The sequence below is a fragment of the Allobosea thiooxidans genome, assembly GCF_900168195.1.
In the GTDB taxonomy this organism is placed as follows: Bacteria; Pseudomonadota; Alphaproteobacteria; order Rhizobiales; family Beijerinckiaceae; genus Allobosea; species Allobosea thiooxidans.
Genome location: NZ_FUYX01000019.1, coordinates 25890 through 42664 on the forward strand (window position 1 = coordinate 25890; position 16775 = coordinate 42664).

General features: G+C 68.4%; 16 protein-coding genes and 1 pseudogene. 7 read left to right on the plus strand and 10 right to left on the minus strand.

All coding sequences use genetic code 11. The features are described 5' to 3' along the window. Nucleotides 1-22: 22 nt before the first annotated feature. Nucleotides 23-898, minus strand: a complete 876-nt coding sequence (locus tag B5Y19_RS23320) for an ABC transporter permease (RefSeq protein WP_055729773.1) — start codon at nucleotides 896-898, stop codon at nucleotides 23-25. Between the two features lie 13 nt (nucleotides 899-911). Beyond that, nucleotides 912-1853: an ABC transporter permease gene (locus B5Y19_RS23325; protein WP_055729774.1), complete on the minus strand. Its 942-nt coding sequence runs from the start codon at nucleotides 1851-1853 to the stop codon at nucleotides 912-914. Between the two features lie 197 nt (nucleotides 1854-2050). On the opposite strand from B5Y19_RS23325, the gene B5Y19_RS23330 reads away from it, so the two are divergent. Both B5Y19_RS23330 and B5Y19_RS23335 read left to right on the plus strand, forming a co-directional pair. Continuing rightward, nucleotides 2051-3082 carry a LacI family DNA-binding transcriptional regulator gene (locus B5Y19_RS23330; protein ID WP_079592186.1) on the plus strand — a complete coding sequence of 344 codons (1032 nt, stop codon included), beginning with the start codon at nucleotides 2051-2053 and terminating at the stop codon, nucleotides 3080-3082. Continuing rightward, nucleotides 3072-4478, plus strand: coding sequence for an amidase (locus tag B5Y19_RS23335; RefSeq protein WP_055729776.1), 1407 nt, complete (start codon nucleotides 3072-3074; stop codon nucleotides 4476-4478). Before B5Y19_RS23330 ends, B5Y19_RS23335 begins: the two co-directional genes overlap by 11 nt. Nucleotides 4479-4610: 132 nt before the next feature. On the opposite strand, the pseudogene ccoS reads toward B5Y19_RS23335, so the two are convergent. The 8 genes and pseudogenes from ccoS to ccoN form a co-directional block, all read right to left on the minus strand. Then, nucleotides 4611-4766 (minus strand): annotated as a pseudogene (gene ccoS, locus B5Y19_RS26765) (cbb3-type cytochrome oxidase assembly protein CcoS); the annotation flags it as partial. Further along, entirely contained in the window at nucleotides 4763-7030 is a 2268-nt protein-coding gene (locus B5Y19_RS23345) for a cation-translocating P-type ATPase (protein WP_055729777.1), read from the minus strand. The gene B5Y19_RS23345 and the pseudogene ccoS, both read right to left, overlap by 4 nt. Then, nucleotides 7027-7812, minus strand: coding sequence for a DUF2189 domain-containing protein (locus B5Y19_RS23350; RefSeq protein ID WP_055729778.1), 786 nt, complete (start codon nucleotides 7810-7812; stop codon nucleotides 7027-7029). The genes B5Y19_RS23345 and B5Y19_RS23350 overlap by 4 nt, the downstream gene beginning before the upstream one ends. Before the next feature lie 12 nt (nucleotides 7813-7824). Next, entirely contained in the window at nucleotides 7825-8031 is a 207-nt protein-coding gene (locus B5Y19_RS23355; protein WP_055729779.1) for a hypothetical protein, read from the minus strand. Next, complete coding sequence (gene ccoP, locus B5Y19_RS23360) at nucleotides 8028-8906, minus strand: cytochrome-c oxidase, cbb3-type subunit III (RefSeq protein ID WP_055729780.1); 879 nt, start codon at nucleotides 8904-8906, stop codon at nucleotides 8028-8030. Before ccoP ends, B5Y19_RS23355 begins: the two co-directional genes overlap by 4 nt. Nucleotides 8907-8909: 3 nt before the next feature. Continuing rightward, nucleotides 8910-9080 carry a cbb3-type cytochrome c oxidase subunit 3 gene (locus tag B5Y19_RS23365; RefSeq protein WP_079592193.1) on the minus strand — a complete coding sequence of 57 codons (171 nt, stop codon included), beginning with the start codon at nucleotides 9078-9080 and terminating at the stop codon, nucleotides 8910-8912. Between the two features lie 4 nt (nucleotides 9081-9084). After that, on the minus strand, nucleotides 9085-9819 hold the full coding sequence (gene ccoO, locus B5Y19_RS23370; protein ID WP_055729781.1) for a cytochrome-c oxidase, cbb3-type subunit II: 735 nt from the start codon (nucleotides 9817-9819) through the stop codon (nucleotides 9085-9087). A gap of 5 nt (nucleotides 9820-9824) precedes the next feature. Beyond that, nucleotides 9825-11483, minus strand: coding sequence for a cytochrome-c oxidase, cbb3-type subunit I (ccoN, locus tag B5Y19_RS23375; RefSeq protein WP_055729782.1), 1659 nt, complete (start codon nucleotides 11481-11483; stop codon nucleotides 9825-9827). A gap of 441 nt (nucleotides 11484-11924) precedes the next feature. Here ccoN and B5Y19_RS23380 point away from each other — a divergent pair, with 441 nt between their 5' ends. The 5 genes from B5Y19_RS23380 (at nucleotide 11925) to B5Y19_RS26235 (ending at nucleotide 16718) form a co-directional block, all read left to right on the plus strand. After that, nucleotides 11925-12377, plus strand: a complete 453-nt coding sequence (locus tag B5Y19_RS23380; protein WP_055729783.1) for a c-type cytochrome — start codon at nucleotides 11925-11927, stop codon at nucleotides 12375-12377. A gap of 22 nt (nucleotides 12378-12399) precedes the next feature. Further along, on the plus strand, nucleotides 12400-13764 hold the full coding sequence (locus B5Y19_RS23385) for a cbb3-type cytochrome c oxidase subunit I (RefSeq protein ID WP_055729784.1): 1365 nt from the start codon (nucleotides 12400-12402) through the stop codon (nucleotides 13762-13764). A 61-nt stretch (nucleotides 13765-13825) separates the two neighbouring features. Further along, complete coding sequence (locus tag B5Y19_RS23390) at nucleotides 13826-14647, plus strand: CbbQ/NirQ/NorQ/GpvN family protein (RefSeq protein ID WP_055729785.1); 822 nt, start codon at nucleotides 13826-13828, stop codon at nucleotides 14645-14647. A gap of 14 nt (nucleotides 14648-14661) precedes the next feature. After that, nucleotides 14662-16551, plus strand: coding sequence for a nitric oxide reductase activation protein NorD (locus tag B5Y19_RS23395; RefSeq protein WP_055729786.1), 1890 nt, complete (start codon nucleotides 14662-14664; stop codon nucleotides 16549-16551). Nucleotides 16552-16562: 11 nt separating this feature from the next. Further along, nucleotides 16563-16718, plus strand: a complete 156-nt coding sequence (locus tag B5Y19_RS26235; protein ID WP_176168707.1) for a hypothetical protein — start codon at nucleotides 16563-16565, stop codon at nucleotides 16716-16718. Nucleotides 16719-16775: the final 57 nt, after the last annotated feature.

The window sequence follows — 16775 nt, forward strand, 5'->3', positions numbered from 1 at the left end:
TTCTTGTCGTCGCTTGCCGGCCTCAGACCCTGAGCTTGCGGGCGAGGCGGGGGTCGATGGCGTCGCGCAGCGCGTCGCCGAGCACGTTGACGGTCAGCACGAGCAGCGCCAGCGCCACGCCCGGAAAGGCGATCATCCAGGGCGCGCGCTGCATGAAGGGGCGGGCTTCCGCCAGCATGTTGCCCCAGCTCGGAATGGTCGGCGGCGTGCCGGCGCCCAGGAAGGAGAGGATCGATTCGACGATCATCGCCGAGGCGAAGACATAGGTCGCCTGCACGATCACCGGCGCAGCCGCATTGGGCAGGATGTGGCGCACCAGCATCCGCGGCAGCCCGGTGCCGTTGGTGATCGCCGCCTCGACATAGGTCTGCTCGCGCAGCACCAGCACGGAGGAGCGGACGACACGGGCCATGCGCGGGATCTCGGCGATCGAGATCGCGATGACGACATTCTGAACGCTCGACCCGAACAGCGACATCAGCGCGATGGCGAGGAGGATGCCGGGGATGGCCATGAGTCCGTCCATCACCCGCATCACCGTGCCGTCGAGCCAGCGGACGAAGCCGGCGACGAGGCCGATGAACAGGCCGAAGCCGACCGTCAGCACCGTGACGAGGGCGCCGATCGTCAGCGAGATCCGCGTGCCGTTCAGCGTGCGCGACAGGGTGGAACGGCCGAGCTGGTCGGTGCCGAACCAGTGCTCGACGCCGGGCGGGCGCAGACGCTGGATCGGGTTCACGCGCACCGGATCGGGCAGGATGTAGGGTGCGATCAACGCCACCAGCGTGAAAGCCGCCAGCACCGCGAGGCCGGCCAGGATCGTCGGATTGGTGCGCAGGAAACCACGCACCGCCTGGAGCGGGCTGGGCGCCTTCGCGACGGAGCCGGTCACGGTCATCGTCACGGCGCCCTCAATAGCGGATGCGCGGGTCGAACAGCACATAGCTGAGGTCGACCAGCAGGTTGACGGTGACGTAGACCAGCGAGAAGACGAGGATCAGTCCCTGCACCACCGGATAATCCCGCCGCAGGATGGCATCGGTCGTCAGCCGGCCGAGGCCGGGGATGTTGAACACCGTCTCGGTGACCACCACGCCGCCGAGCAGGGCGGCGATGCCGACGCCGACGACGGTCACGACCGGGATCGCCGCATTCTTCAGCGCATGACGCAGCACCACGCGGCGCGGCCTCACGCCCTTGGCATGGGCGGTGCGGACATAATCCTCCGACAGCACTTCGAGCAGGCTCGCCCGCGTGACGCGCGCCAGCAGCGCCGCATAGAGCATCGCGAGCGCAAGGCCGGGCAGGACGAGGCTGTTCAGGCAGGGCAGCAGCCCCTCCGCGAGCGGCACGTAGCCCTGCGTCGGGAACCAGCCCAGCGTCAGCGCGAAGACGTAAACGAGCAGGAAGGCGACGACGAAGACCGGCGAGGAGAAGCCGACCATGGCGAAGGCCATGACGGCGCGATCGACCCGGCTGCCGGCCTTCAACGCGCTCAGCGTGCCGAGCGGCAGCGCGATGGCGAGCGCCAGCAGGATGGCGACGAGCGCCAGCATCGCGGTGGGCTCGATCCGCATGCCGATGAGTCGCGTCACCTCCATGTCGGAGAAGACGGAACGGCCGAGATTGCCCTGCGCGAGCTGGCCCGCCCAGGCGAGGAGCTGGTCCGTCAACGGCAGGTCGAGGCCGAGCTGGGTGCGGATCGAGGCGATCTGCGCGGTCGTCGCCTGGTCGCCCGCGATCAGGATCGCCGGATCGCCCGGCGTCAGCCGCAGCAGGAAGAAGACGAAGAGGCCGACGAAGCCGAGGACCGGCACCGTCGCAGCCACCCGGCGCAGAACATAGGAGATCATGATCGCGCCGGACCGTTCGCGGCGGAAATATGCGCGCCCACCCTGCGACCTCCCCAAGCCAGTTTTGTAACGTTTCAATCAGGCTGACACAGAGTTATCCAGCTCGCAAGACCCTTTATTTTGCGCCGTGAGCTTGCGGATTTCGATCCGATCCGCAAAGCTGAATCGAAATCTTGAAACGTTTCAACGGGCAACGAATGGCGACGATCCGGGATGTGGCGCGGCTGGCGAACGTGTCGGTCGCGACCGTGTCGAACGTGCTCAACAGCGCCGATCGCGTCTCTCCGGAGCTTGCCGGGCGGGTCCGCGCCGCCATGGAGAAGCTGAGCTATACGCCGCACGCCGGAGCGCGTTCGCTGCGCAAGCGCGCGAGCGGGCTGATCGGCCTCGTCGTCGGCGACATCACCAACCCGTTCTTCTCCGACCTGTTCGAGGCGGTGGAGGATGCAGCGGCCGCATCCGGCTACCTAGTGCTGCTGTGCAACTCCAACGAACGCAGCGAGCGCGAGGAGGCGCATCTGCGCATGCTGCGGACGCAGCGCATCGATGGCCTCATCCTGGCGCCAACCGGGGCGGTCTCGATGAACCGGGCTTCGCTGCTCGCGCAGCTCGAGGTGCCGGTCGTGCTGATCGACCGCGCCATGGAGGGGCTGGGCTACGATGCGGTCGTCCTCGACAACCGGCGGGCCGGATTCGAGGCGACGCAGCATCTGATCGCCTGCGGCCACCGGCGGATCGGCCTCGTCAACGGGCCGGAGGTGCTGCGCACGGCGGCGGAACGCCTTGCGGGCTATCGCGAAGCCCTGCTGGCGGCCGGGCTGCCCTTCGATCCGGGCCTCGTCCGCGATGCCGGCTTCCGCGAACAGCCCGCCGAACAGGCCATGGCGGAACTGCTGGCCTTGCCGCAGCCGCCCAGCGCCGTCTTCGCCACCAACAACCTAATGACGATCGGCGTCATGAAGACATTGGCGGATCGCGGCCTCGCCTGCCCCCGCGACATCTCCATGATCGGCATCGACGACCTGCCCTGGGCCGAGGCGGTCTCGCCGCAGCTCAGCGCCGTCGCCCAGCCCGTGCGCGCCATGGGCGAAGCGGCGCTCGATCTCCTGCTGCGCCGCCTCGGCGGCACCCTGCAGGGGCCCGGAACGACCACCGTGATGGCGCCCCAACTCCTCATCCGCCGCTCCTGCGGCGCGCCTGCCCCCGGAAGACCTGCCCATGTCGACTGAACTCACGAGGCTCAGCGCGCTCGCCGTGCGCGATCTCCTTCTCGCCGGCGAAGTCAGTTCGGCCGAACTGGTCGAGGCCGCGGCGGCGCGCCTCGCCGTGATCGAGCCTCAGCTCAACGCAGTGCCAACGCTCTGCCTCCACCGGGCACGTCGACAGGCGCAGGCGGCCGACAAGGCGCGCCATGCCGGACAGCCGAGCCTGCTCGGCGGGCTGCCCATCGTGGTCAAGGACAACAACGATGTCGAAGGCGTGCGCAATACCGGCGGCACCTCGATCTTCCGCGACCGGATCTCGGCCGAGTCGGACCGGACCGTGGCGCTGATGGAGGCGAACGGCGCGATTACGCTCGGCAAGTCGAACCTTTCCGAGCTCGGCGGCGCGCAGACGACCAACAGCGTCCATGGCGCGACGCGCAACCCCTATGACCGGCGCCTGACCTGCGGCGGCTCCTCGGGCGGCGCGGCTGTGGCGCTGGCGACCGGCGAAGCCTGGCTCGCCCATGGCAACGACTATGGCGGCAGCCTGCGCATCCCTGCCGCCTTCTGCAACATCACCGGCCTGCGGCCGACGCCGGGCCGGGTGCCGCGCAAGCGGCTGACCGATCCGTTCGACACCATCGCCGTCGAGGGTCCGATGGCGCGCGACGTCGCCGACCTCGCGCTCTTCTTCGATGCGATGATCGGCTACGACCCCGGCGACATCCTGACGGCGCCAACCGGCGAGCCACCCTTCCTCGACGCCGCGCGGACGCCGCGCAAGCCGGCGCGGGTCGCGATCTCCGCCGATCTCGGATTGCTGCCGATCGAGGAGCCGATCCGGCTCGCGCTCGCGGATCTTGCGGCCACCCTCGACAAGGCGGGGGTCGCGGTCAGCCACGACGCGCCCGATGTGACCGGGACCATGGACGCCTTCCGCGTGCTGCGGGGAGAGGGATTCTATGCCACCTTCGAGCCACTCTTCGAGACGCATCGCGCGGCATTCCCGGCGCCCGTCCTGGCCGACCTGCTGCGCGGCCGCGACCAGCCGGGTCACGCCATCGTCACGGCCAATCGCTACCGCAGCGAGCTCTATCGCCGCGCCGTCGACTTCCTCGACACGCACGACTTCCTGATCTGCCCGGCCACGCAGGCCATGCCCTTTGCGGTCGAGACGCTGTTCCCGACGACCGTAGAGGGACGGCCGATGCAGGACTATCTCGACTGGATCTCGATCACCGCGATCTGGTCGCTCACCGGCCTGCCCGCCATCGCCATCCCGATCGGCTTCTCGCGCGAAGGCCTGCCAATCGGCGTCCAGATCCTGTCGCATGCACGGCGGGAGGCCGATCTCTTCCGGCTGGCGGCCTGGATCGAGCGCGAGCTCGCCCTGCCGAAGACACCGATCGATCCGCGCTGAGCGGCGACCGAGCGTCGACGGAGAAGCTGCCCAGCGCAGCGCTCAGCCTTGCCCGGCCCTGCGATCCGGCTGATCGGACCGGGATGAGGCGGCCTGCCCGCCCGGGGCCTCGCCTCGTTCGGCCGGCCGATCGGCCAGATCGCCGTCCTCCTCGTCGAGCAGGACGCGCTGCGCCGCGCCGTCGAGGTCGTCATACTGGCCGTTGCGGAGCGACCAGAGGAAGGCGAACAGCGCCATCCCGCCCAGCAGCAGCGCGAGCGGAACGAGGAAGACGAGGCTGCTGCTCACTTCCCCGACCCCGGCATCGCCACGAGGCCCGGCTCCGGCGCGGCGGCCGGAGTCGGACGGACGGAGGCAGGCCCCACCTGCAGGCGCAGCGCGTTCAACACCACGATGAGGGAAGACAGCGACATCGCCAGCGCCGCGATCAGGGGCGTGACATAGCCGGCGATGGCGATCGGCAGGGCGATGGCATTGTAGGCGATCGCCAGGGCGAAGTTCTGCCGCACCAGCCGGGCGGCGGCGCGCGAGACGGCGAGCGCCATCGGAACCGCATCGAGCCCGTCGCGCAGGAAGACGAAGTCGGCCGCGTTGCGGCCGATGTCGGCGGCCGAAGCGGGCGCCATCGAGACATGGGCGGCGGCGAGCGCGGGCACGTCGTTGAGCCCGTCCCCGATCATCAGCACCTTGCGGCCCTGCGCCGCCATGCCGGCGAGCCTTTCGACCTTCTGCGCCGGCAGCAGGCCCGCCGCAACCGTCCCGATGGCCAGCCGGTCGGCCATGGTGCCGACCGCCGCCGGCGTGTCGCCGGACAACAGCGCGATCTCCAGCCCGGCGCCGCGCAAAGCATCGATGGCGGCCCGCGCCTGCGGGCGCAGCGTCTCCTCGAAGGCAAAGCGGGCAAGCAATGCGCCATCGCAGCCAAGGACCGTGCCCGTCAGTTTTTCGCCAAGCGGCTCCGTGCCGCCCTCCAGCGCCCATTCGGCCCGGCCGAGGCGGTAGCGCCTGCCGTCGAGCACCGCCTCGACGCCGAGCCCCGGGTGTTCCCTCACCTCGGACAGGGCCAACGCGCCGGCGGGCGCCGCCGCGGCAATGGCGCGCGAGAGCGGATGACTGGACCGGCGGGCGATCTCGGCGGCGATCGACAAGGCGCCGGGGTCGATCGTCGCACCGTCGCGCAGGCGCGGCCGGCCGAGCGTCAGCGTGCCGGTCTTGTCGAAGGCGGCCATGTCGACCTCGGCCATGCGCTCGATCGCCGAACCGTCCCGGACCATGACGCCGTTCTCGAACAGCCGGCGCGCCGCCACCACCTGCACGATCGGCACCGCGAGCCCGAGCGCGCAGGGGCAGGTGATGATCAGGACGGCGATGGCCACGGTGATCGCCTGATGCCAGCCACCGCCCAGCGCCATCCAGCCGAGGAAGGTGAGGAAGGCCGTGGCATGGACGACCGGCGAATAGAGCGCCGCCGCCCGGTCCGCGATGCGCCGATAGCGGGCGCGCCCGCCTTCGGCCGCCTCCATCAGCCGGATCATCTCGGCAAGGAAGGAGGCCTCGGCCCGCGCGGAAGCCTCGACGACGAGAGGACCGCTGAGATTGAGCGTTCCGGCCTGCACCGCAGCACCGGCCGCGACGGGGCGCGGCAGGCTTTCGCCGGTGACGATGGCGCAATCGAGCTCCGAGACCCCGTCCGCGACCACGCCGTCGACGGGGATGCGGTCGCCGGCGGCGAGGGCAAGGCGCATGCCCGGCTCGATCTCGGCGACCGGCAGATAGTGGCGACTGCCGTCTGCCTGCAGGATCATGGCGCCTCGCGGAGCAAGGCGCATCAGGCCGCGCACGGCGGCCCACGCCTTCTCACGCATCAGATGGTCGAGCGTGCGCCCGATCAGCAGGAAGAAGATCAGCGAGGTGGCGGCGTCGAAATAGGCATGCGGGCCGTCATGGATGGTGTCGTAGAGGCTCAGGCCGAAGGCGAGGCAGATGCCGATCGAGATCGGCACGTCCATGTTGGTGCGGCCATGACGCAGAACCGACCAGGCGGAATCAAAGAAGACCCGGCCGGAATAGAGAAGGCAGGGCAGCGCGAGGGCGGCGGAGATCCAGTGGAAGGCGCTGCGCGTCTCGGCCTCGGCCCCCGACCAGACCGAAACCGAGAGCAGCATGATGTTCATCGCGCAGAAGCCGGCGACCGCGAGCGACCGCACCAGTCGCGCGAGCTCCGGATCGGCCCGGTCCGCCTCGCTCTCGAAGAGATGGCCGGGATAGCCGAGCGCGGCCAGCGCAGCCAGCAGATCGGGCGCCTCCTGCCCGCGCCATTTCACCGCGACACGCCGGGTCGACAGGTTGACGCGGGCGTGCTCGACGCCGCCGACGCGCATCAGCCCGTTCTCGACGGCGCGGATGCAGGCGGCGCAGTGAACGCTCGGCACAGCGAGATCGGACTGGCGCAGGCCATCGCCGAGGTCGCGGCTGGCAAGCTTGATCTCCTGCCGCACCGCCGTGCCGTCGAACGCCTCGTAAGGGTCGAGCGGCGGCGCGCAGCAGGTCATTTGATCGCCCTGTAGCTATGCCAGGTGGCATGGCCGAGCAGCGGGAAGATGACGATCAGGCCGAGCAGCCCCGTCGCCACGCTGAGCAGGAAGAGGCCGAGCACGATCGCGCCCCAGGCGAGCATCACCGGCAGGTTGTTCCAGACCAGCGAAATGCTGGTGCCCATGGCCGTGAAGGCATCGACCCGCTCGTCGAGCAGCATCGGGACGGCGAAGGTGCTGATCGCAAAGGAGAAGGCGGCGAACAGCCCGCCGGCCACCGTTCCGACGAGCAGCATCGCCCAACCTTCCGGTGTCAAGAACAGCATGGCGGCGACGTCGTGGAGGCCCGGGAAGGGGCGCAGCCCGAAGAACAGCGCGTAGATGATCACGGCCGCCCGCATCCAGACCAGCATCAGCAGGCACAGGATCGCACCGGCATACCAGACCTGGCCGCCCGAGGCCGCCCTGACGAAGATCATGCGCGTGAGGCTGACCGGCTGGCCGGCCTCGATATCGCGGCTCTTCTGGTAGAGCCCGATCGCCAGCACCGGCCCGACGACCATGAAGCCGGCCAGCGCCGGGAACAGGATGTAGTCGAGCTCGAAGCGGAACAGCCCCCAGACGATGCCGAGGGAAACGAGGAAGACCGCCAACCCATAGAGCAGGCTCGGGCCGGGACTGTGACAGAGATCGCGCCAGCCTGCGTCGAGCCAGGACAGGGCCGCCCCGGCCGGCAGGTTGCGGCGACGCTGCTCCGCGAGAGGCAGAGGCCTGTCCTGGCGGTTCTCGATCGTGCCCATGAGTTCCTCCCCTCAGCAGGCCGGACGCGCGGCGCGGAACCCGCCGCTCTCGCCCGCCGCCTTCGCATGCGGCACGCAGTCCGGCTGCGAGTCGACGGCAACATAGACCAGATGCGCGTTGGCCAGGAGCAGCAGCGCCGCCAGGGCAGCAGCCAGCAGGAGCCAGAAGGCTCGCCGCCCGCCGCGCCGCGGTGCCTCGCCGCCAGCCCGCACGCTCATTTCGCGCCTCCTGCCAGCGTGCCGACATAGAGCGCGAGCAGCTTGATGTCGGTCGGCGACAGCCGCCCTTCCCAGCTCGGCATGTGGCCCTGCCGGCCGTTCTGGACGCTGTTGAAGACCGACTGCTCATCGCCGCCATAGATCCAGTGGGCGTCGGTCAGGTCCGGGGCGCCGAGATCCTGCTGCCCCTTGCCGTCTTCGCCATGACAGGCGACGCAGTTCGCCGCGAAGACCTCCTTGCCGGCGGCGAGACGCGCCTGTCCGGCCTCGGTCAGCTTCTGCCCCGAGAGCGAGCGGACATAGGCGACCACGGCGAGCACCTGCTCGCGCTGCAGCACGCCATCGCGTCCGAAACCCATCATCTGCGAGGTCCGGGTGTCCTTGGCCGTGCCGTTGATGCCGGCGCGGATCGTCTCGGCGATCGCTTCGGGCGAACCGCCCCAGAGCCAGGAGCCCGCGGCGAGGTTGGGGAAGCCCGGGCCGCCCTTGCCTTCCGTGCCGTGGCAGACCGCGCAATTATCGGTGAAGAGCGTGCGGCCGGTGTCGCGGACATGGCGCATCAGGGCGGGATCCGCCGCGATATCGGCGAAGGACGCATCGGCGACGCGCGCCGTCCAGGCGGCGCGCTCAGCCGCGGCATCGCGGACCTGCTGGGCCACGACCTCGCGCTGGTCGATGCCGAGGAGCCCCTTGGTATAGGTCCAGCCGAGCGGCCAGGCTGGCATCAGCAACCAGTAGATCACCGCGAACAAGGTCGTCGTGGCGAGAAAGAACAGGACGACCCGCGGAATCGGCGTATCGAGTTCCTCGATGCCGTTCCACTCGTGACCGGTCGTCATCCGCCCCGTGACGGGATCGCGCGTCGCATCTGCCATCGCTCAGTCCCCCGGCCTGTCGTCCTTGTCGAGAATACTCTTCTTGGCACGATCGAAGCGCGCCCGGTTCGAAGGCCACAGCGCATAGATCAGCACGCCGATGGCGAGGGCGATCAGATAGAACAGCCCCCAGCTTTTCGCGAAACCGACCAGCGAGTGGTAATCGAACTCCATCGTCTTACTTCCCAGCCGCCGCGGACTGGCTGTGCGCGGCGTCGGTCAGGCGGCCCAGAACCTGGAGATAGGCGACCACCGCGTCCATCTCGGTCAGGCGGCCGGGTTCGCCGTCGAAAGCGCGGACATTCGTCGCCTCGCCATAGCGTTCGCTGACGCCGCCGGCATAGGGACCATCGGGGCTCGCCTGGCCGAAGGCGTCGGCGGTCGCATTGGCGATCATCGCATCCGTGTAGGGCACGCCGACCTTGCGCTGCGCGGCGAGATGCAGGCCGAGATCGTCGACCTTCAGTTCGTTGCGCATCAGCCAGCCATATTTCGGCATCACCGATTGCGGCACGACGTCGCGCGGGTTGATCAGATGCGCGACATGCCAGGCGTCGGAATACTTGCCGCCGAGGCGGGCGATGTCCGGCCCGGTACGCTTGGAGCCCCAGAGCATCGGATGATCGTATTTCGACTCGACCGCGAGCGAGTACGGCCCGTAGCGCTCGACCTCGTCGCGCAGCGTGCGGATCATCTGGCTGTGGCAGGCGTAGCAGCCCTCGCGGATGTAGATGTTGCGCCCCGCCAGCTCGAGCGGCGTGTAGACGCGCATGTCCGGCGCCTTCTCGACCGTCTCGTTGATGGTGAAGAGCGGCGCGATCTCGACGAAGCCGCCGATCGCCGAGACGCCGATGATGGCGAGCACGAAGCCGATGGCGCTGCGCTCGAGCCTGCGATGGAAGAATTCGCGCATCGGGCTCACTCCCCCGGCTGCAGCGCCGCGCCGGCGCCGTGAAGAACGGGACGATCGGCTTCGGCGGTTCCCGCGGCCTGCGAGCGCGCCATCCGGATCGTCATCCAGACATTGTAGGCGGCGACGATCGCGCCGATCAGGAACAGCAGCCCGCCGATGGTGCGCGAGATATAGTAGGGGTGCATCGCGACCAAGCTGTCGATGAAGGAATAGGCCAGCGTGCCGCTGTCGTTATAGGTGCGCCACATCAGGCCCTGGATGATGCCCGAGTTCCACATCGCGAAGACGTAGATGATGGTCCCGGCGAGAGCGAGCCAGAAATGGACCTCGATCAGCTTGGGCGAATACATCCGCTCGACCTTCCACATCCACGGCACCAGCGCGTAGAGCGAGCCGAAGGTGATCATCGCCACCCAGCCCAGTGCGCCGGCATGGACGTGGCCGACCGTCCAGTCGGTGTAGTGCGAGAGCGAGTTGACGGCCCGGATCGCCATGAACGAGCCCTCGAAGGTCGAGAGGCCGTAAAAGACAGCGGCAACCATCATGAAGCGCAGCGTGGCGTCGTCGCGCACCTTGTCCCAGGCGCCGTTGAGGGTCGCCAGGGCGTTGCCGGCCGAGGCCCAGGACGGCACCAGCAGCACGACCGAGAAGGTCATGCCCAGCGTCTGCACCCATTGCGGCAGGGCGGTGTAATGCAGGTGGTGCGAGCCCGCCCACATATACATGAAGGTGATGCCCCAGAAGCTGATGATCGACAGCCTGTAGGAGAAGATCGGGCGGCCCGCCCGCTTGGGCAGGTAGTAGTAGAGCATGCCGAGGAAGCCGGCTGTCAGGAAGAAGGCGACGGCGTTGTGGCCGTACCACCATTGCGTCATCGCATCCTGCACGCCCGAGAACAGCGAATAGCTCTTCGCATGGCCGAAGGAGACCGGCACGGCCAGGTTGTTGACGATGTGCAGCACCGCCACGACCAGGATGAAGGCCATGTAGTACCAGTTGGCGACGTAGATATGGGGTTCCTTCCGCCGCTGCAGCGTGCGGATATAGATCAGGAAATAGACCACCCAGACCACGACCAGCCAGATATCGGCGTACCATTCCGGCTCGGCATATTCCTTCGACTGCGTCAGGCCCATCAGGTAGCCGCTGGCGGCGAGCACGCAGAACAGGTTGTAGCCGAGAAGCACGAACCAGGGGCTGAACTGGTCGGGCAGACGCGCCCGCGAGGTCCGCTGCAGCACATGGAAGGAGGTCGCGATCAGGGCGTTGCCGCCGAAGCCGAAGATCACGCCCGAGGTGTGGACCGGGCGCAGGCGCCCGAAGCTCGCCCAGGCGGCGTCGAAGGTCAGGTCCGGCCAGGCCAGCAGCGCCGCCACCCAGACGCCGAAGAACATGCCGACCACGGCCCAGCCGAGGGAGAGTACGATGCCGACCTTGGTCGGATCGTCGTAGTAATGCGACAGCCGCTCCTGCGGCGGTTCCGGCTCGAAATACTTCGACAGCACCAGCCCGATGCCGCCGAGGCCGAACAGCAGGACGATCACGCCATGGGTGCCGAGCAGATCGTCGCGCCCCGCGATCGCCATGATCACGCCGCACAGTGCCAGGAAGGCCGAGACGGCGATGGCGCGCTGCCGTTCTTCGACGGTAAGTGTCGCAATCATCGCCTGCCCCCTCCGCAGTTGATCCACGTCGCGCATCGGCAGGGACGAACCCTCCCGCCCAGCGACGCATAGGCTAGCAAGCCGGCCCGGATCCGCAAGCGGCAGGCCAGCGAATCCGACATATCCGGCGCCATCACCAAACCCATGTTTCGGGTACGATATCGCACAAAACAATCATCTCAGATACCTATTAAAGCTGCGTGTCCGGCGGACAAAATGTCCTACCCACGTGCCGGACCTCCGATCGGGCGACGCTGCCCCATCCGGTCGGCCCGCCCGCGGATGCCGGCGGAGCCAAGTTCGCACTGTTTGCCCAAACGCAAAGAAGGGACTCGGCCGGCTCGCTACTACCGGCATGCCCCCCTGCCGCACGCATGCGGGGTTTCATGAGCCGGCTTCGCCGGTGCCACCCGCAAATGCTTGCTACGGAAGGGTGAACGCATGGCCGAACGTCTGACAAAGGCGGGAGCCCGGAATGTCTTCTACGGCGGATCGATCTTCTTCTTCGCCATCTTCGTCGGGCTCACCGCCCATAGCCACTGGTACATGCGCACGAAATCCACCGACGAGAGCACGCTCACGCCGGCGGTTGCACGCGGCAAGCATGTCTGGGAGCGCAATTCCTGCATCAACTGCCACACGCTGCTCGGCGAAGGCGCCTATTTCGCGCCGGAGCTCGGCAATGTCTGGAAGCGCTACGGGGGCGACAAGGACCCGGCCGGCGCGCGCGAGAGCCTGAAGGCTTGGATGGCGGCGCAGCCAACCGGCATCGAGGGCCGGCGCCAGATGCCGCAGTTCAACCTGACAGAGCAGGAACTCAACGATCTCGCCGATTTCCTCGAATGGTCGAGCCGGATCAAGACCCAGAACTGGCCGCCCAACGATGCCGGCTGAGACGTCGCGACAGGAGAGAGCCATGTCAGGCTACAACACGACGAGATACGAGACCCAGAACGTCGCGATGCTGTATTTCTACGGCGCGCTCGTCCTGTTCATCGCGCAGGTGACGTTCGGGGTCGTGGCGGGGCTGATCTATGTCCTGCCCAACACCCTATCCGAGCTGCTGCCCTTCAACATCGTGCGCATGATCCACACCAACGCGCTGGTGGTGTGGCTGTTGCTCGGCTTCATGGGCGCGACCTACTACCTGCTGCCGGAAGAGGCGCAGACCGAGCTCTACAGCCGCAGGCTCGCCGTGCTCCAGTTCTGGCTGTTCTTCATCGCCGCCGCGATCGCCGTGGTCGGCTATCTCTTCCGCATCCATGAAGGACGCGAGTTCCTGGAACAGCCCTTCGCGATCAAGGTCGGCATCGTCCTCGTCGTGCTGATCTTCCTGTTCAACATCACGATGACCTCGCTGAAAGGCCGCAAGACCACTGTCACCAACATCCTGCTCTTCGGCCTGTGGGGGCTGGCGATCTTCTTCCTCTTCGCCTTCTACAACCCGGTCAACCTGGCGCTGGACAAGATGTACTGGTGGTACGTCATCCACCTCTGGGTGGAGGGCGTGTGGGAACTGATCATGGCCTCGGTCCTGGCCTTCCTGATGATCAAGCTCAACGGCGTCGACCGCGAGGTCGTCGAGAAGTGGCTCTACGTCATCGTCGGCCTGGCGCTGTTCTCCGGCATCCTCGGCACCGGCCACCACTATTACTGGATCGGCGCCCCTGCCTACTGGCAGTGGATCGGCTCGCTGTTCTCGACGCTCGAGGTCGCGCCCTTCTTCACCATGATCCTGTTCACCGTCCACATGACCTGGAAGGCGGGCCGCAACCACCCCAACCGCGCCGCACTGCTCTGGTCGGTCGGCTGCTCGGTGATGGCCTTCATCGGCGCCGGCGTCTGGGGTTTCCTGAACACCCTGTCCGTCACCAACTACTACACCCATGGCACGCAGCTGACGGCGGCGCACGGGCACCTCGCCTTCTTCGGCGCCTATGTGATGCTGAACCTCGCGGTGATGGCCTACGCCATTCCCGAGCTGAAGAACCGGGCCCCGTACAACCAGTGGCTCTCAATCGTGAGCTTCTGGCTGATGGTGCCGGCGATGATGATGATGACCTTCGCGCTGACCTTCGCCGGCGTGATCCAGGCTCACCTCCAGCGCGTGCTCGGACAGTCCTTCATGGAGGTCCAGGACCAGCTCGGGCTGTTCTACTGGATCCGGCTCGGCACCGGCATCGTGGTGGTGGTCGCGGCGCTGATGTTCGCCTGGGCCGTGCTGGTGCCCGGCCGTGAGCGCCGCGCCGAGCCGCTCGCCATCGCCCAACCGGCGGAATGACGCTCAAGGCCCGCCGGCACCGGCCGGCGGGCCCCCCTCCCCCGTCCGAAGGATGCTTCCGATGAACGCGATCCCGCGCCTGCCCGCCATGCCGCCTGCGGCCGACACGACCATCCCCGCCTACACCGCCTCCGGCAACGAGCGCTTCCTGTTCGAGAAGGCCTGGGAAAAGCGGTTGCCGCTGCTGCTCAAGGGCCCGACCGGCTCTGGCAAGACCCGCTTCGTCGCGCATATGGCGGCCAAGCTCGGCCTGCCGCTCTTCACCGTGGCCTGCCATGACGACCTTTCCGCCGCCGACCTGACCGGCCGCCACCTGCTCAAGGGCGGCGAAACGGTGTGGGTCGACGGGCCGCTGACGCGGGCCGTGCGCGAAGGCGGGCTGTGCTATCTTGACGAGATCGTCGAGGCCCGGAAGGACGTCGCGGTGGTGCTGCATCCGCTCACCGACGACCGGCGCATCCTGCCGCTGGAGCGCACCGGCGAGCTGCTGGCCGCCCCGCCCTCCTTCATGATCGCGGTGTCCTACAACCCCGCCTACCAGAACCTGCTCAAGAACCTGAAGCCGTCGACGCGGCAGCGCTTCGTCTCGATCAGCTTCGACTTCCTGCCGCGCGAGCGCGAGATCGCCGTGGTGTCGCAGGAGAGCGGCCTCGACGAGGGCGCGGTCGCGCCGCTGGTCGATCTCGCGCGACGCCTGCGCACCCTCAAGGGCCAGGACATCGAGGAGGGCGTCTCGACCCGGCTCGTCGTCTATGCAGCCAGCCTGATCGCCGCCGGTCTGCCACGCGCCGAGGCGGTCACGGCCGCCATCATCGAGCCGCTGACCGACGAGCCCGAGGTCCGGGCCGGGCTCGCCGAGGTGGCGCGCGCGGTTCTCGGCTAGAAAGGAGCGCGGCGATGCTGGACTTCCTCGAACTGGAAGAGACCGTCGGGCGCTTCTGGCACAAGCTGGTCGGCGATACGGCGAGCCTGGCGCATCATCCCCAGGCGGCTGTGACGCTCGCCAGCATGGCCCCGACGCTCGCGGTCTGCTTCCGGGGCTTCGGCGGCGAGCCCGGCATCAGGATCGTCCCCGCCCGCGAACGCGCCGTGAGCCACCGGCTCAATCTGCGCCAGCGCGTCGGCCTCGGCGAGGAAAGGCTGGCGCAGGCGCTGCGCACGCCCGACAGCCTGCAGCTGCCGGCGCAGATCGCGATCTTCCCGGAAGCCGGCCTCAACCGCGATCTCTATGTCTGGCTTGCCGCCGCCATGGTCGCGGCACCGCGGGCGGTGACGGAGACCGATCCGCTGCGCCGCGATCTCGCCTCGATCGTCGCCGCGCAGCGTCTGGTCACGACGGTCCTCGCCGCCTTTCCCGGCCTCGCCCAGGTCTACCGCCGGCTGGCGACGACGCTGCTCGACGGCCGGCGCCGCGAGGGGCTGCCTGCGACCGAGGCCAAGGTCGAGAGCCTGATCTGCGCCCTGCTGCGTGGTGAGGAGATATCGATCAGCGCCGCCGATTGGCCGGCCAAGGCGCCGGCCGGCTATCTGCCGGCGCTCGGAGTGCCGCTCTGGCCTCTGGTGAGCACGGCCGCGCCCGCCCGCGCGCGCCGGCGCGATGAGGACCAGCCGCCGCCGACGGCGGCCGGCGCCGAGGCGCAGATGGAGGCTCATGCCGCCAGCCGCGACGAAACGGCCGAGGATTGGCGCGAGCGCAGCCCCTTCATCCTCAACCGCTTCGAGAAGATCCTGGCCATGTCGGAGATGGTCGCCGTCGACCGCCCCTCCGACGACAGCGAGGAGCATGACCCGGAGGCGGCCAACGAGCTCGACGACATGGTGCTGAGCGAGCGCAAGGGGCGCCCGGCCTCGCGCTTCCGCTTCGATCTCGACCTGCCGCCGGAGGCGATGGACGAGGCCGCACTCGTCGGCGCGCTGACCTATCCCGAATGGGATTTCCGCAGCGCCTGCTATCGCGAAGATTATTGCAAGGTGCTCGCGGCCACGGCTGCACAGGAGCACGAGCCGCCGGCGCAGGACGCTGCGACGCGCGCGCTGGTGCGCCAGGTCCGGCGCCGGTTCGAGGCGCTGCGCCCCTTACGCGAGCCGCAGCGGAGCCAGATCGACGGCCCCGACCTCGATCTCGACGCCGTGGTGCGGCGCCAGGCCGATCTCGCCGCCGGCGGGCCCGGCAGCGAACGCATCCATATGGCGAGCCGGCCGCAGGCACACGACCTCGCGGTGACGACGCTGATGGACGTCTCGCTCTCGACCGATGCCTGGTTCGACGATCTGCGCGTGCTCGATGTCGAGAAGCAGGCGCTCACCGTCTTCGCGCATGGGCTCGCCGCCTGCGGCGACCGGCACGAGATCCTGACCTTCACCTCGCGCCGGCGCGACTGGGTCCGGATCGAGATGGTGAAGCGCTTCGACGAGGCGATGGGACCGGCAGTGGAGGCGCGCATCGCCGCGCTGAAGCCCGGCTGGTACACCCGCATCGGCACCGCGATCCGCCATGCCGCAGCCGGGCTCAAGGCGCGGCCCGACCGCCGGAAGCTGCTGCTCGTGCTGACCGACGGCAAGCCCAACGACATCGACCATTACGAGGGCCGCTTCGCCATGGAGGACACGCGCATGGCGGTGATCGAGGCGCGCCGCGCCGGCATCTGCGTCTTCGCCGTCACGGTCGACCGCGAGTCGCGCGCCTACATCCCGCATCTCTTCGGCCGCAACGGCCATGCCGTGGTCTCGAAGCTCGATCGCCTGCCGCAAGCGCTGCCGGCGATCTACCGCGCGCTCGCCGCCTGAGGACAACGATCATGACCGACGCCCAGATGGGCCTTGCCGTCGCCACGCCCGCCATCATCGTGATGGCCCTGCTGCTCTACCGCATGGGCGTGCTGCAGAAGGGCGGCGTCGCGACGGCCGTGCTGATGTCGCTCGCCATCGCCGTCATCCTGTTCCTCGAACAGTGAAGCGCCCGGCCTTCGGATTGTTTGAGTTTCGACAAATTGCCGCAGGCCCGATCCCGC